Here is a 14,229-nt window from a genome sequence, read left to right as displayed (position 1 = left end):
CGGCCATCGTGGTTATCCCTTTCGAGGAAGTGTGGTTATGGAATCGAAAGGTACTACGGTGGTCGCCTCATGCATTCATCAGGCCCTCACCGATAGTCACAGATACACCACGCTAACGGACGCAACCCTCCTACCAGGGAATTAGCAGCAAGTTGCGAAGACTATGACTTTGACATGCAGCGGTTTTTCAGCTCTGGAAGACTGTTGGATTTCGAGGTACCGTTCGCTAACGGTGAACACGTCGAGGTACTACATCCGACGGATGTGGCTGAATGGGAACAAACCCATGGCAGCGCGGCGCCCAAGGATAAAAATGGTGAGGTAAGTTACCTTTTCCATCCGCTGGATTTAGGTAATGCTGCGGTTAAATGGATTTTCGGCATCGAGGGAGAAACACCATTGCAGGACAGTGTGATGGACTCACTGCCTGACTGCTCTCATGTTAATGGGTTACCGATGTACAACTTCGTGGAGCGCCGTTAAGAGCGTACGGGTAGGCTGTGTTTCAGCTGCGCAATTCCGTAGTAGCGACTCCCCATGCCGTCGATGACATCGATGGTGGTGGCAGTGTTGTCGTGATGATTAATGGATTAATAACAAAGGGCGAGCGTGCGGCGAAGCAATTGACTGCACTCGGTAAACGGGTGCGGGCGAAGTCGCGAAACATGCGGTTCGAAGTTGAGTAGTGTTTTGCGTGTTAGTATTAGCAGTCCTTTGTATTGAACCGTTTTGCCGGATCCCAAATGGGTCTTTGTCAGCGAAGGGGCACTTCAGGCCCCACGCTAAATGGGGTCTAGCTACGAATCGTTACGCACAGGTAGAGATAGATAGGGAGTAGCCAAAAATGGCAGATCCAGCACGCGCGCGCAGGCTGTCCAAGCGTATTCAGGAGATTGTCGCCAGCGCAATTGAGCGTGAGATTAAGGACCGGCGGCTGGAGTTTGTGACTATCACCGACTGCCGCGTCACCGGCGATTTGCACGACGCCACAGTTTTCTACACTGTGCGCGGACGTACGCTCGACGAGGAACCGGACTACGAGTCGGCAGCAGCAGCGCTGGAAAAGGCGAAGGGGCAGCTGCGTTCCCTGGTCGGTCGTGGCACCGGTGTGCGCTACACACCGACGCTGGCTTTTGAGGTTGACACCGTGCCGGAGATTTCCGCGCACCTTGAGGAGCTGCTCGATAAGACTCGCGCGCGCGACGCGGAATTGGCTGAGCAGGCTAGAAACGCAAAGCCCGCAGGCGATGCCAACCCATACCGCGACGAGGAGTAAAACTCTCCACCGGCCACATCTATCGATGAAAGGGGCACCCACGTGACCACTTCTCCGCAGGCTCAGGAGCAGGCAGCTCACCAGCTTTCCCAGGCGATTAATCGCCGCATGTCCAAGCCGATTCAGCAGATGCAGGATATGCTTGCCGACGCTAAGAAAGTCGGCGTCATTGCCCATGTTCACCCCGATGCGGATGCGATTGGTGCTGCATCTGCGATGGTCATGGCACTTGTACAGCGTGGCATTTCGGCTGTAGCCAGCTACGGTGAGAGCGATTTGCCAGCCAAGTCGCTGCTGACCATCCCCGGATGGGAGCGATTTGTCGAGTACACGGACTTGGATGAAGACATTGACACGTGGGTGACTGTCGACTGCGCAAGCCCGGGGCGCCTCGGTGCGCTGGAAGATCGCGTGATGGCCTCCGACCGCGTTATCAATGTTGACCATCACGCGACCAACACTCGCTTTGGGTCCGTCAACATGGTTGACGAACGCGCAGAGTCCTCGACCATGGTGCTCCTGGACTTCTTTGGTGTCTGGGGTATCAAGCTGACCACGCCGATGGCTCATGCTCTCTATGCAGGGCTGTTGACGGACACCGCATCGTTCCAGTTCGGCCATTCCCGCATGCACACTGCAGCGGCGCGCCTGCTGGATAAGGGGCTCAATCCGCGCACGATTGGTGCACAGCTGCTGGAAGAACATCCGTTTGCCTACCTTCCATTCCTGGGCAAGGTGCTTTCCACCGCGACATTGGTGCCCGAGTGGGGCGACGGCGCTGGCCTAATCCACGTCGTCATCGAGCACGACCAGACCAGCGATGTCGGTCACGATGAGATTGAATCGGTCGTGGACATTGTGCGTACGACTAATGCGGCCGACGTCTGTGCCGTGCTTAAGGAGTATGAGCCAAACCAGTGGGCCGTCTCGCTGCGTTCTCGCGAGCTTGTCGATGTCTCCCAGGTCGCCCTGGAAATTGGCGGCGGTGGCCACGAGCGTGCCGCCGGTCTGACTCGGGAGTGCAGCAAGGATGAGCTGCTGCAGGCCATCCTGGACACCAGCGATGTCGCAGCCCAGGCACGCCGAGGCACGAGCGAGGCCTAGGGGATTGTCGGACTCGCGAGAAACTCAGGAGCGCACTGAGATCGAGCAAACTGGCATAGAGCGAACCGGCATAGAGCGAACCGGGCACAGTGCGAAGTCAGATGTCAGCCTTCGCGCAATCGTTTCGCTTGCGCTGCCAGCGTTGGGTGTTCTTGCCGCGCCCGCACTCTATGTGCTGCTGGATACGGCTGTCATCGGTCGGCTTGGAGCTGTTCAGCTTGCGGCGCTTGCCGCTGGTTCGACGGTTTTTTCTGTGGTAACTACGCAGCTTACTTTCTTGGCTTACGGCACGACCGCCCGATCAGCGCGAGCCTTTGGCAGGGGCAACGTGGACGAGGCGGTTGAAGAGGGACTGCAAGCGACGTGGGTCGCCATCTTTGTGGGCCTTAGCCTCTTTGCCATCATCGTGGGGTTGGCACCAGTATTTACCGGTTGGTTAGCTCCTCATCCGGAGGTCGCTCATGATGCCGGGCAATGGTTGAGAGTTGCTGCTTTCGCCATTCCGCTGACGTTGATTGCACAGGCCGGAAATGGTTGGCTGCGCGGTATCCAAAACACCCGCGCGCCGCTGCTATATGTGCTCTCAGGCCTTGTTCCGGCCGCCATTGTGATTGTGCCGCTGGTCCGCGCCTTCGGTCTCGAGGGCTCTGCGATGGCCGTTCTTTTCGGCGAATTGATTACCGGCGGGCTGTTCCTCCGCCGTCTTTTCAAAGAGTGCTCTAGCCGCAAGCTCTCCATGCGCCCGAATGGCGCCATTATCAAAAGCCAGCTGGTCCTCGGCCGCGATCTCATCGTTCGCTCCTTGTCCTTCCAGGTAGCGTTCCTCTCCGCCGCAGCGGTTGCTGGCCGCGTTGGGCCGACCACGCTCGGTGGGCACCAGGTCATGCTGCAACTGTGGAACCTGATTTCGTTGGTGCTCGACTCGCTAGCGATTGCTGCACAGACGCTCGTCGGTGCAGCGTTGGGCGGTAGCTCCACGGCCGTTGCCCGCTGGACTGGCAAGCGCGTGACTGTCTGGTCAAGCGTCATTGCCCTCGGCCTAGCGGCTGTTTTCGCAGTAGGTAATGCCAGTATTGTCCGCATTTTTACCGACGCCACAGGCGTGATTGACGCAGTCACCGCTGGACCATGGTGGATTCTTGTCGCAATGATTCCTATCGGCGGCGTCGTCTTCGCGCTCGATGGCGTGTTGCTCGGCGCCGGCGACGCAGCCTTCCTCCGTAACGCCACCGTTAGCGCGGTCTTGTGCGGTTTCCTCCCACCGGTCTGGCTGGCGCAGGCATTTGGCTGGGGGCTGACCGGCGTGTGGTGCGGTCTCTTGGCCTTCATGATTCTGCGACTCATCTTTGTCGCTACCCGTTTCCGTGGAGAGAAATGGTACGGCATCAGCGCATGAGTGTGCTTGCCGACGTCCAGGAGTACCTGGCCAGGCATTTGCCCGCCGGTAGCCGGCTGGTTATTGACTCCAATGCCGAGCGTCCGTTTAGTGATGCGGAATTGCAGCAGCTCCGTACTGCTGAGTTGAGGCTGTCTGATAGTGCAGCACCTGCTCGAATCCGTGATTTCACCCGAGGGCGCCTCGCTGCGCATGAGGCGGTGCAACGGCTAGGAGAGTCTGCCCCACATGGGATTGGCATGTCGGCCACCGGAGCGCCGCTGTGGCCACAAGGGATCGTGGGGTCAATTAGCCACTGCGGCAGGGCCGTGGCAGCCGTGTCCGCGAGCGCTGAACAGCTGCAGGGGATTGGCATCGATGTCGAGGTCGAGCAGACTCTAGAGTTAGGAATCATCGAGGCAGTCTTGCGCACTGACGAAGCACGCCTTGACCCGCTGGTGCAATTTAGCGCCAAGGAATCAATGTACAAACTCTGGGAGCCGATAGTCGGGCAGTGGCTAGACTTCGACGAAGTCTCCGTCCAACTGCGAAAGAAACGGATAGCAGCGCGAGGTTTTTCCCGAGGACTCACAGGCGGACCTTTACAGCTAACGGTTCACCGTGAGATTCCCGACGCCTTCTGCGGAGTAAAAGGCTTCTGGGCTCGCGGTGCAGGCATCGTTGCAACCGCGGTGTGGCTCGAGCAGTCTTAAAATCCTTGAGAGGTAGTCACAGCGTGGCCGGGCGCACCACGAAGACCGTCTTAGCCCGTTTGCCAGATTCTGTGAGCAGCGCCGGAACCTTTCCCGTTGGTGACACCGCCGCATAGACTCCAGGTTTTCCGATTGGCTCCAGCCACTTGCCCTGAGCCAAATCAGCCGCCTGCTGTTCAGTAATGTCGCGGGTATCAAAGCAACGCAGGCAGGCCTCGTCCAGACTCAGCGGCAACAAGGAAGCGGCGCGCTCCGGGACTGGTCGTCGCATCTCCGCAATTTCTGGATGGGCGGTGTCGAACTGCTCGGCTTTCGCCGTGAGCTCGTCGATAGTCAACGACTCATCAATAGTGAAAACGCCGGCGGCAGTACGCCGCAGAGCAGTGAGATGACCACCGACTCCCAGTGCATCCCCCAAGTCACGAGCTAGGGCGCGGATGAAAGTGCCGGCAGAGCAGTCGACCTCCACGTCGATATCGATGCACTCCCCGGGACGGGAAGGATCGGAGTCGTGGCGGATGTCCAGAACCTCGTAGCGGGAGATAGTCACCGGGCGCGCAGGGATATCGACCTTCTCACCACGGCGGATGCGCTCGTAGGCGCGGACACCGTCAATCTTCACCGCTGATACCGCCGCGGGTTTTTGCATGATTGTGCCGGTGAACTTCGCAATTTCCGCTCGAACCATTTCATCAGTCACCGATGCCGCCGAGGATTCGGAGAGCAACTCGCCTTCGGCGTCGTCGGTAAGCGTGGCAGCGCCGAGTCGAATGGTGGCTTGGTAGGACTTCGTGTCCGCGTGGACATGCGGTAGGAAGCGCGTGCCGCGGCCGATGCCGAGGACGAGCACACCGGTGGCCATTGGGTCGAGGGTGCCGGAGTGGCCGACCTTCTTGGTTCGGAAGATTCGACGGAGTTTGCCCACTACATCGTGGCTTGTCCAGCCTTGGGGCTTGTCGACGATGACAATGCCGGAGTCTGCAATCGGATCGAAGTCGGTCATAGACGCAATCCTATGTTGCGCTATATGCGGTGTGTTAAACGGTGACCAGTTACACTGGCTCTCTGTGGAGATTTGGTATGGCTTGGACAATGCACCCGAAGACCTGGGGGACACGGTCGTAACCATCGGAGTGTTCGATGGTATTCATCTAGGACATAAGCGCCTGATGGCTGCTGCGGTCAGTGACGCTCGCGCTCGTGGCGTGAAATCGCTGTTGATGACTTTCGATCCCAATCCCGTAGCGCTGTTTGCCCCGGATAAGGTACCGCCGGCACTGTCCACCGTGTCCCGTCGCGCCGAGCTGGCAGAAGCGGAGGGAATCGATGCCATGGTTGTCGTGCCTTTCGACAAGAACTTCTCCAGCATCCCCGCAGAAGACTTTGTACGCACCGTTGTCCGAGACAAGCTGAATGCACAGGCCGTCTTCGTTGGCCAGAACTTCACCTATGGGCAGAAGGCCGCAGGTACCGCCGAGACTATGCCGGAGCACGGCCGTAAGTGTGGGGTCGACGTCACCATCGTCGACCTCCTCGACGTCACTGCCGCGGACTCGACCGAACGTGTTTCGTCGACACGTATTCGCGGTTTGCTTGCCGACGGAGCGGTGTCCGCAGCCGCCTCGTGTCTCGGGTACTTCTACCGTGTTGATGGTGATGTTATTCCAGGTCAGGGGCGTGGGGGAGCGCAGCTGGGCTTTCCGACCGCCAATATTGACTTCGCTGAGGGCCTGGCAATCCCGGCTGATGGTGTCTACGCGGCATGGTTCACGGCTCAGCCGACGGCAGCCCGCCCGGAGCCAGACCCGAAGGGCGATATCAAGTTTGGGGTGCGCTACCCAGCAGCCGTGTCGGTGGGCACTAATGTGACCTTTGGAGACACTGATCGAACGGTCGAGGCCTACGTGATTGACCGTCATGCGGACCTCTACGGCACCGCCGGGCAGGTTGAGTTTGTCGACCGGATTCGCGGAATGGAGAAGTTCGACTCGGTCGAGGAGCTCATTGACCGGATGAACAAGGACGTCGCAGACACCGAGGCCATTTTGGCTAAGGCCGATTAGCTGTTAAAGTAAAACGTCGGCTGTGACTGCGGTCCACAAGCAGTTGCGAGGAACTAGCTGCCAGACGCTGTTTGGTTCCGGGAAAGCCGAGAATGTGGACTGAAAAAACGACCATAATTTGATTCAAGGAGTTAGATTTACATGGCTTTGAACACTGCAGAAAAGGCTGAGATTCTCAAGGAGTTCGGCCTGCACGAGACCGACACCGGTTCCCCGGAGGCTCAGGTTGCACTGCTGACCGCACGTATTCGTCAGCTGACCGAGCACCTGAAGTTCCACAAGCACGATCACCACTCCCGTCGTGGTCTGCTGCTGCTGGTCGGTCGCCGCAAGGGCCTGCTGCAGTACCTGCAGGACAACGACGTTGAGCGCTACCGTAAGCTGATCGAGCGCCTGGGTCTGCGTCGCTAAGGTTCTCCTTAAGGTCCTGTTTGTCAGAGCTTCATTGGTGTAAGTTGCTCTGTTAATTCAAGGCTTTTAAGCTTTTTAGACTCGCCGTTTGGGTTTCCATTGGATGGAAGCTCACGGCGGGTCTTTTTTGATCACTTGTCGTTGTGGTATTCACTCATCGATGCGCTGTAGCGTGGCCACAAGTGAATACCTCATCGACATGTGGAGGGGCTGATCGAAAGCGTGCGCATAAGTGCCGGGGCCCCATCGATAAGACACGGTAATTCGTCGATAAGACACGGTAAACCATCGATGAGTCAAGAAAAGTCATCGATAAGTGCCCCCCCGCCCCGCAAACTCCTAGAACCCCGCGTAGGTGCAAGAACCCAGATGGCAGTGAGATATCTCCGATCCGTCCAATACGAGAACTTTCCGCGTTAGCTGGTAGAATGCGTGACGCAAACGAAGTTCATTCGATCTTTTACAGGCGACATCGATGATCGCCGCTATTTCTAGGAGTAAGAAACCTATGGCCAACAGCAAGGCTGTTGAATTTTTCTTTGATGAGGATTTCGGTATTACCGAGGCCGTTGCCACCATCGACAATGGTGATTTCGGCACCCGCACCATTCGCTTTGAAACGGGCCAGCTGGCTCGTCAGGCCGATGGTTCGGTGACCACCTACTTGGACGAGGAGACCATGCTCCTGTCCACCGTCACCGCTTCCAACCAGCCCCGCGAGGGCTTTGACTTTTTCCCGCTGACCGTCGACGTTGAAGAGCGTATGTACGCTGCGGGCAAGATTCCGGGTTCGTTCTTCCGCCGTGAGGGCCGCCCGTCCACCGACGCCATCCTGGCATGTCGTCTGATTGACCGTCCGCTGCGTCCGACCTTCGTCAAGGGCCTTCGCAACGAGGTACAGGTTGTCGTCACCGTCATGTCCTGGGATCCGAAGGACCGTTATGACGTCGTCGCAATCAACGGCGCGTCAGCTGCAACTCAGCTTTCCGGGCTGCCGGTTTCCGGCGCTGTCGGTGGCGTCCGCATCGCGCTCGTTGCTGATGACAAGCACCCAGAGGGTGCATGGGTCGCTTTCCCGACCGAGGAGCAGCACGAGCAGGCTCTGTTCGAGATGGTCGTCGCTGGCCGTATCGTCACCCGCAAGCGTCGCGGCAAGAACGTCGAAGATGTCGCCATCATGATGGTGGAGGCCGGAGCTGGGGAGACCGTCGTCAAGCGTATTGCTGACGGTGCACCGGCGCCGACCGAGGACATCGTCGCCGCTGGCCTCGAGGCAGCAAAGCCGCACATCAAGGTTCTGTGTGAGGCACAGAAGGGTCTGGCTGAGCGCGCAGCGAAGGAAACGCAGGAGTTCCCGCTGTTCCCGGCATACGGCGATGAGATTTTTAACGCAGTCGAGAAGAAGTCCGCTAAGAAGCTGGCCAAGCTGCTCACCATTCCGGGTAAGCAGGAACGAGATGACGCCACCAATGAGTACATGGAGGACGTCGAGGGGCAGCTGCTGGAGCGCTTCGTATCCGATGATGTCGACGAGCAAGCTGCGTCCAAGCAGATTCGCGCTGCATACAACGCAGTGATGAAGCAGATCGTCCGTGAGAAGATCCTGGCTGAAGGCTTCCGCATCGATGGTCGCGGTGTCACCGACATTCGTGACCTGGGCGTTGAGGTCGGCTTGATTCCGCGTGCCCACGGCTCTTCGCTGTTTGAGCGCGGCGAGACCCAGATTCTGGGTGTCACCACTTTGGACATGCTGAAGATGGAACAGCAGATCGACTCGCTGACTCCGGTTACCTCGAAGCGTTACATCCACCACTACAACTTCCCGCCGTACTCCACCGGCGAGACCGGCCGTGTTGGCTCTCCGAAGCGCCGCGAGATTGGTCACGGAGCACTAGCCGAGCGCGCCCTGCTGCCGGTCGTGCCGTCCCGCGAGGAATTCCCGTACACCATTCGCCAGGTCTCCGAGGCTCTTGGATCCAATGGTTCGACCTCCATGGGCTCGGTCTGTGCTTCGACTCTGTCGCTGTACAACGCCGGTGTGCCGCTGAAGGCTCCGGTTGCCGGTATCGCCATGGGTCTAGTTTCCGGCGAGGTTGACGGTGAGAACCGCTTCGTCGCACTGACCGATATTCTCGGTGCCGAAGACGCATTCGGTGACATGGACTTCAAGGTCGCTGGTACTGCGGACTTCATTACCGCACTGCAGCTGGACACCAAGCTCGACGGTATTCCGTCGAAGGTTCTGGCCGATGCTCTGTCCCAGGCTCGTGATGCACGTCTGGCCATCCTGTCCACCATGGCTGAGGTCATCGAGTCTCCAGACGAGATGAGTGGTCTCGCTCCGAAGATCACCACCGTTAAGGTTCCGGCTTCGAAGATCGGTGAGCTCATCGGTCCGAAGGGCAAGACCATCAACGGCATCACCGAGGAAACCGGTGCTGATATCTCTATCGAGGACGACGGCACCGTATTTGTCTCGGCAACTTCCGGTAAGGCCGCGGACGCTGCAATCGAGCAGATTAATGCGATTGCTAACCCGCAGCTGCCGAAGGTCGGCGAACGCTACCTGGGCACTGTCGTGAAGACTGTCGCTTTCGGTGCTTTCGTCTCCCTGACTCCGGGCCGTGACGGTCTGATTCACATCTCCAAGCTCGGTGGCGACAAGCGCATCGAGAAGGTCGAGGATGTCATCAACGTAGGCGACAAGATTCAGGTCGAAATCGCTGATATCGACAACCGCGGCAAGATCTCGCTGGTTCCGGTCGAAGACAACTAATGCTTGGCGACGGAGGATGTGCTGTAGGTAGCCTCCGACAACGCGAGTAGCGATGGCGCGGTTAGGTCACAAATTGACTTAACCGCGCTTTTGTTTTTGGTTAATCTCGGCTTTCGAAGGGATTAATTTTCGAACCCACGTGGAAGGTGATTTGCGCATGCAATTTGTCGCGCACGATCATGAATTCATTGACATTGCGGCCGGTGACTATGTCGCAAGTATTTCCCAGTTCGGTGGTGGTCCGAGATCACTGGAGTACTGTGGCCTGCCACTGCTGACTGACTATCCCAAAGGGTTCAATCCACCGTTGTCCGCAGGTACGCTCCTGGCTCCGTGGCCGAACAGGGTCGCTGACGGAGTATTCATCTTTGATGGAGAAGTCCATCGGCTAGATATTTCGGAGCCGTCCCGGGCGAATGCTATTCACGGGTTTGTTGCAGATCGCGTTTGGTCTGTGGTCGATTCTGATGACAGCAGCGTCACCTTGGGCGTGGAAGTTGAGCCGCAACCGGGCTGGCCTTGGGAACTCGGTATGACCGTGCGTTGGCAAGTCACAGCCTCAGATGGCCTATCGGCGGAGTTCACAGTGCATAATCTCAGCGATAGGGAGTGCCCGTTTGGTCTGGGCTGGCATCCCTATTTAAGCGCGTTGGGCGCTGACTTCGGCAGTTGCACACTGCGGTTGCCCGTTGATAAAAACCTGCCACTGGAGCCAATTCGAAACTTGCCCGCCGGCCCAGCGGTGCCAGCCGAGACGGTGGTTCCCAGCCTTCGAGAGGGAGTATCCCTGGATGGACTGTGGCTGGATCACTGCTTCTTTGCTGCCGAGGAGACAGCGGGGAGTGACTCGCCGCGCCGTCGTGAAGCGCATTTGGTTGGGCCAAATGGCAAGGGTGCTGTGCTCTGGGCCGATGATGAATTCAGGTTCTTCCAGGTCTATGTTGCGGACGCCGGACGACGAGAAGGATTTCCTGGGCACGGGAATGCGATTGCGGTGGAGCCAATGACATGTCCGCCGGATGCGCTACGCTCCGGTACCGGTTTGCTGCGAGTTCAGGCTGGAGAGACAACAACTCTTGCCATGGGACTGCGCGCGGAAACGGGCGGAAAATAGTTTTCCCAGCGCAGAAGAGTGCAGCCCCCTCAATCGGGTTAAAACCTTCTTAATTAATTCACCTGGAATTAAGAATGGAAAATACACTTGGGGACGAATGTAAAAGAATAGGTCTTCCTTTTGTTCCGGATAGTGGCTATCTGGCCCCACACTTCGGGGTAGGTCGAGCCACTTTCACGGCCTTGATGGGCGTGCACCAGCCAGGTGCCGAGGAAAAGAAATCCCAATTCGTGCATTTCCTGAATACGTTTTGACCCCCCCTAATTGTGAGGAGGCCGTCGTGATAGTGGCGCAATCAGCCCTACGGCTCGAGGCATCATGGGTGGATTACTCCATCGTTGCTCTCTACTTCCTATTCGTCCTCGGCATTGGCTGGGCTGCACGAGCCAAAGTGTCCAGCTCCATTGATTTCTTCCTCTCAGGGCGCTCACTGCCAGCCTGGGTGACAGGGCTGGCGTTCATCTCAGCTAACCTAGGTGCCGTGGAAATCGTCGGCATGTCCGCAAATGGTGTGCAATACGGTTTCCAGACCATGCACTACTTCTGGATTGGTGCCGTCCCAGCCATGGTGTTCCTGGGCATTGTCATGATGCCCTTCTACTATGGCTCTAAGGTTCGCTCAGTTCCGGAGTTCATGCTGCGTCGTTTTGGTCCCGGTGCACACCTGGTCAATGCAATCTCTTTCGCTATCGCGCAGCTGCTGATTGCAGGCATTAACCTTCTGCTTCTGGCCAAAGTGGTCAATGCGCTACTCGGCTGGCCGCTGTGGCTGACGTTGGTAGTCGCCGCAGTCATTGTGCTGTCCTACATCACGCTGGGCGGACTGTCCGCGGCAATCTACAACGAGGTACTTCAGTTCTTCGTGATTGTCGCAGCTCTATTGCCACTGACTCTGATCGGCCTGCACAGCGTCGGCGGATGGTCGGGGTTGAAGGAAAGGGTTGCCACTGAATCGCACTTCCACACCTGGCCTGGCACGGATATTTCTGGTTTCGATAACCCGGTAGTTTCAGTCATCGGACTGGTCTTTGGCCTCGGCTTCGTGCTGTCGTTTGGCTACTGGACAACCAACTTCGTGGAAGTTCAGCGCTCCATGGCCGCCGACTCACTGTCGGCCGCCCGCAAGACTCCAATCATCGGTGCTTTCCCGAAGATGTTCATCCCGTTCATCGTGGTGCTGCCGGGCATGATCGCCGGCGCCACCGTCGCACCCATCATGGATCAGACCGCCAAGCCTAACGACGCAATTCTCTACCTAATGAGAGATTTGCTACCCAACGGTCTGCTGGGCATCGCAATCGCCGGTCTGCTAGCAGCCTTCATGGCAGGTATGGCGGCGAATATCTCCGCGTTCAATACAGTCTTTAGCTACGACATTTGGCAGACCTACGTCGTGAAAAATCGAGCAGATGATTACTATCTCAAGGTTGGCCGTATCGCTACCGTTGGCGCGACCGGCATCGCAGTGTTCACCGCACTGATTGCCGATAATTTCGGCAACGTCATGGACTACCTGCAGACGCTATTCGGCTTCTTCAACGCACCGTTGTTCGCCACCTTCCTTATCGGTATGTTCTGGAAGCGCATGACGCCGACAGCAGGTTGGACGTCTCTGCTTGCAGGAACGGGCGCTGCGATTTTGTACTGGTACATCTCCGAGTTCACGTCGGCAAGCGCAACCATCTTTGAGCTGCCGGGGCAGGGCACTGCGTTCGCTGCCGCCTCCGTGGCATTCGTCGTCGATATTGTGGTGGCCGTGGTCGTTTCTCTCATGACAACGCCGAAACCCGATGAGGAGCTGGTGGGCTTCGTCAAGTCCGTCACCCCGAAGGCTCACTTCACAGACGCTGCTGAGGCAGAGCTGCCATTGTTACAGCGAACTGTCCCGCTGGGTATCTTGTGCCTGGTGATAGCCGTAGTCCTCAACATCGTTTTCGCATAGGAGCTAGTGAGAGATCATGTCACGGACACACAACAATTCAACTGTAAACGCGACGGTCAGCACCGGTAAAAGGAAGGCAGGTGCCTTTGACATCCGCAACGTCATTGGGGCGCTGCTTGGTGTCTACGGCATCATTTTGCTGCTGTCGTGGCTGTTCCTTGACCCTGGGGTCAACCCGGAGACCAACGCTGCCAAAGAGCCGATGTATAACCTGTACAGCGGAATAGCCCTACTCCTCTTTGCAATCGTTTTCTATGCCTGGGCAAAATTGCGCCCAACGGTTGTCGAAGAATCATAAGGAGGAAAAATGACAACCGACGACCAGCATTCTCACGCTTTTTCGGTAACGCGCACTACGCTTGCCGACGGTCGCGAGCTAATCTACTTCGACGATGAACCGGACTATGTCTCGGGCAGAAAGACTCGAAAGTTAACCGACGAACGTGATTTGCCACAGGCGATTACGGAGTCTGAGCTGCGCCAAGATCCGCTGACGGGTGATTGGTATTGCTACGCGGCGCACCGCATGAACCGCACCTTTATGCCTCCTGCTGGTGAGAACCCACTGGCCCCGACGCTGCCGGGACAACTTCCCACAGAGGTGCCTGCCAGCGACTACGACGTGGTGGTTTTTGAAAACCGTTTCCCATCGCTTTCCATGCACATGGAAGTTCCGGATGATTTTGCCCAGACTGTCGACGGAGCCGAGATTTTCCCACGGAAGCCGGCCTTGGCCCGGTGTGAGGTTGTCTGCTTTACCCCGAATGTTTCGGACTCCTTCCGGGGTCTGACTTTCACACGTGCTCGCACCGTTATTGAAGCGTGGGCGCACCGCACTGCGGAACTCAGCAAGATTGACGGCGTGCGGTTGGTGTTCCCCTTTGAAAACAGGGGCAAGGAAATTGGGGTAACACTGCAGCATCCCCATGGGCAGATTTACTCCTACCCCTATCTGCCACCTCGTGCGGCGGCCATCGCTGCACGCGCGAAGGCCCACTTCGAAACCACCGGTCGTGACCTCTTTGAGGATGTCCTGGAGGCCGAAAAGGCTTCAGGTCGACGCATCATCGCAGAAGGGAAGTACTTCACTGCCTTCGTGCCAGCTGCAGCTAAGTGGCCAGTCGAAGTCATGATTATGGCTAACCGCGCCGTCGGTGACTTCCAGGAGCTGACCGGTGCGGAAAAGGACGAACTGGCAGCAATGTATCTTGACCTGCTGCGACGTATCGACCGATTCTTCCCCGGCATCGACAAAACGCCGTACATCGCAGCCTGGAACCAAGCTCCGGTAGGCGAAGACCATCAGTTCGGGCGCTTCCACCTGCAGCTCTATTCCATGATGCGCTCTGCCGGACGCATGAAGTTCCTCGCCGGTTCAGAGTCCGGGCAGGGAGCCTGGATCTCGGATACAACACCAGAGGCAATCGCTGACCGCTTCCGGGAAGTCGGCCAGAC

The 14,229-nt window shown here is 57.7% G+C and carries 12 protein-coding genes and 1 pseudogene; 12 read left to right on the top strand and 1 reads right to left on the bottom strand.

Annotated elements, in window-relative coordinates; genetic code table 11:
• Positions 1-174: 174 nt before the first annotated feature.
• The 5 genes from NQ014_RS03570 (at position 175) to NQ014_RS03550 (ending at position 4,468) form a co-directional block, all read left to right on the top strand.
• Positions 175-483: a hypothetical protein gene (locus NQ014_RS03570; RefSeq protein WP_257073765.1), complete on the top strand. Its 309-nt coding sequence runs from the start codon at positions 175-177 to the stop codon at positions 481-483.
• A 361-nt stretch (positions 484-844) separates the two neighbouring features.
• Positions 845-1,276 (top strand): 30S ribosome-binding factor RbfA, encoded by a 432-nt coding sequence (gene rbfA, locus NQ014_RS03565; protein ID WP_016422588.1) that lies wholly within the window; start codon positions 845-847, stop codon positions 1,274-1,276.
• A 42-nt stretch (positions 1,277-1,318) separates the two neighbouring features.
• Positions 1,319-2,380: a DHH family phosphoesterase gene (locus tag NQ014_RS03560; RefSeq protein WP_257073764.1), complete on the top strand. Its 1,062-nt coding sequence runs from the start codon at positions 1,319-1,321 to the stop codon at positions 2,378-2,380.
• Between the two features lie 4 nt (positions 2,381-2,384).
• Complete coding sequence (locus NQ014_RS03555) at positions 2,385-3,776, top strand: MATE family efflux transporter (protein WP_306438418.1); 1,392 nt, start codon at positions 2,385-2,387, stop codon at positions 3,774-3,776.
• Positions 3,755-4,468, top strand: a complete 714-nt coding sequence (locus NQ014_RS03550; protein ID WP_257073763.1) for a 4'-phosphopantetheinyl transferase — start codon at positions 3,755-3,757, stop codon at positions 4,466-4,468. Before NQ014_RS03555 ends, NQ014_RS03550 begins: the two co-directional genes overlap by 22 nt.
• A 16-nt stretch (positions 4,469-4,484) precedes the next feature.
• Here NQ014_RS03550 and truB read toward each other — a convergent pair whose 3' ends face one another.
• Entirely contained in the window at positions 4,485-5,471 is a 987-nt protein-coding gene (gene truB / locus NQ014_RS03545) for a tRNA pseudouridine(55) synthase TruB (protein WP_257073762.1), read from the bottom strand.
• A 64-nt stretch (positions 5,472-5,535) separates the two neighbouring features.
• Between truB and NQ014_RS03540 the strand changes: the two genes are divergently transcribed.
• The 7 genes and pseudogenes from NQ014_RS03540 to galT all read left to right on the top strand — a co-directional run.
• Positions 5,536-6,531, top strand: a complete 996-nt coding sequence (locus tag NQ014_RS03540) for a bifunctional riboflavin kinase/FAD synthetase (RefSeq protein ID WP_257073761.1) — start codon at positions 5,536-5,538, stop codon at positions 6,529-6,531.
• 141 nt (positions 6,532-6,672) lie between these two features.
• Positions 6,673-6,942 (top strand): 30S ribosomal protein S15, encoded by a 270-nt coding sequence (rpsO, locus tag NQ014_RS03535; protein ID WP_016422594.1) that lies wholly within the window; start codon positions 6,673-6,675, stop codon positions 6,940-6,942.
• A 508-nt stretch (positions 6,943-7,450) separates the two neighbouring features.
• Positions 7,451-9,718 (top strand): polyribonucleotide nucleotidyltransferase, encoded by a 2,268-nt coding sequence (locus tag NQ014_RS03530; protein WP_070602463.1) that lies wholly within the window; start codon positions 7,451-7,453, stop codon positions 9,716-9,718.
• Positions 9,719-9,875: 157 nt separating this feature from the next.
• The gene (locus NQ014_RS03525; RefSeq protein WP_257073760.1) at positions 9,876-10,832 is read left to right on the top strand and encodes an aldose 1-epimerase family protein; all 957 of its coding nucleotides are present in this window, start codon (positions 9,876-9,878) and stop codon (positions 10,830-10,832) included.
• 280 nt (positions 10,833-11,112) lie between these two features.
• On the top strand, positions 11,113-12,774 hold the full coding sequence (locus tag NQ014_RS03520) for a sodium:solute symporter family protein (RefSeq protein WP_257073759.1): 1,662 nt from the start codon (positions 11,113-11,115) through the stop codon (positions 12,772-12,774).
• A gap of 16 nt (positions 12,775-12,790) precedes the next feature.
• Positions 12,791-13,072 carry a cell wall anchor protein gene (locus tag NQ014_RS03515; protein WP_257073758.1) on the top strand — a complete coding sequence of 94 codons (282 nt, stop codon included), beginning with the start codon at positions 12,791-12,793 and terminating at the stop codon, positions 13,070-13,072.
• A gap of 9 nt (positions 13,073-13,081) precedes the next feature.
• A pseudogene (galT, locus tag NQ014_RS03510) lies at positions 13,082-14,227 on the top strand (galactose-1-phosphate uridylyltransferase); the annotation flags it as partial.
• Between the last annotated feature and the right edge of the window lie 2 nt (positions 14,228-14,229).

The sequence above is a fragment of the Corynebacterium sp. 5QC2CO genome (assembly GCF_024580435.1).
GTDB classification, from domain to species: Bacteria; Actinomycetota; Actinomycetes; order Mycobacteriales; family Mycobacteriaceae; genus Corynebacterium; species Corynebacterium jeikeium_D.
Note: the sequence above shows the minus strand (reverse complement) of the source record. Positions and strands in the feature narration are given on the sequence as shown.

Excerpts from the sequence above, each read along its gene's own strand:
- NQ014_RS03570 (WP_257073765.1), top strand. The coding sequence starts at position 175 with ATGCAGCGGTTTTTCAGCTCTGGAAGACTGTTGGATTTCGAGGTACCG.
- rpsO (WP_016422594.1), top strand. The coding sequence starts at position 6,673 with ATGGCTTTGAACACTGCAGAAAAGGCTGAGATTCTCAAGGAGTTCGGC.
- rbfA (WP_016422588.1), top strand. The coding sequence starts at position 845 with ATGGCAGATCCAGCACGCGCGCGCAGGCTGTCCAAGCGTATTCAGGAG.
- NQ014_RS03530 (WP_070602463.1), top strand. The coding sequence starts at position 7,451 with ATGGCCAACAGCAAGGCTGTTGAATTTTTCTTTGATGAGGATTTCGGT.
- NQ014_RS03525 (WP_257073760.1), top strand. The coding sequence starts at position 9,876 with ATGCAATTTGTCGCGCACGATCATGAATTCATTGACATTGCGGCCGGT.
- NQ014_RS03515 (WP_257073758.1), top strand. The coding sequence starts at position 12,791 with ATGTCACGGACACACAACAATTCAACTGTAAACGCGACGGTCAGCACC.
- truB (WP_257073762.1), bottom strand. The coding sequence starts at position 5,471 with ATGACCGACTTCGATCCGATTGCAGACTCCGGCATTGTCATCGTCGAC.
- NQ014_RS03550 (WP_257073763.1), top strand. The coding sequence starts at position 3,755 with ATGGTACGGCATCAGCGCATGAGTGTGCTTGCCGACGTCCAGGAGTAC.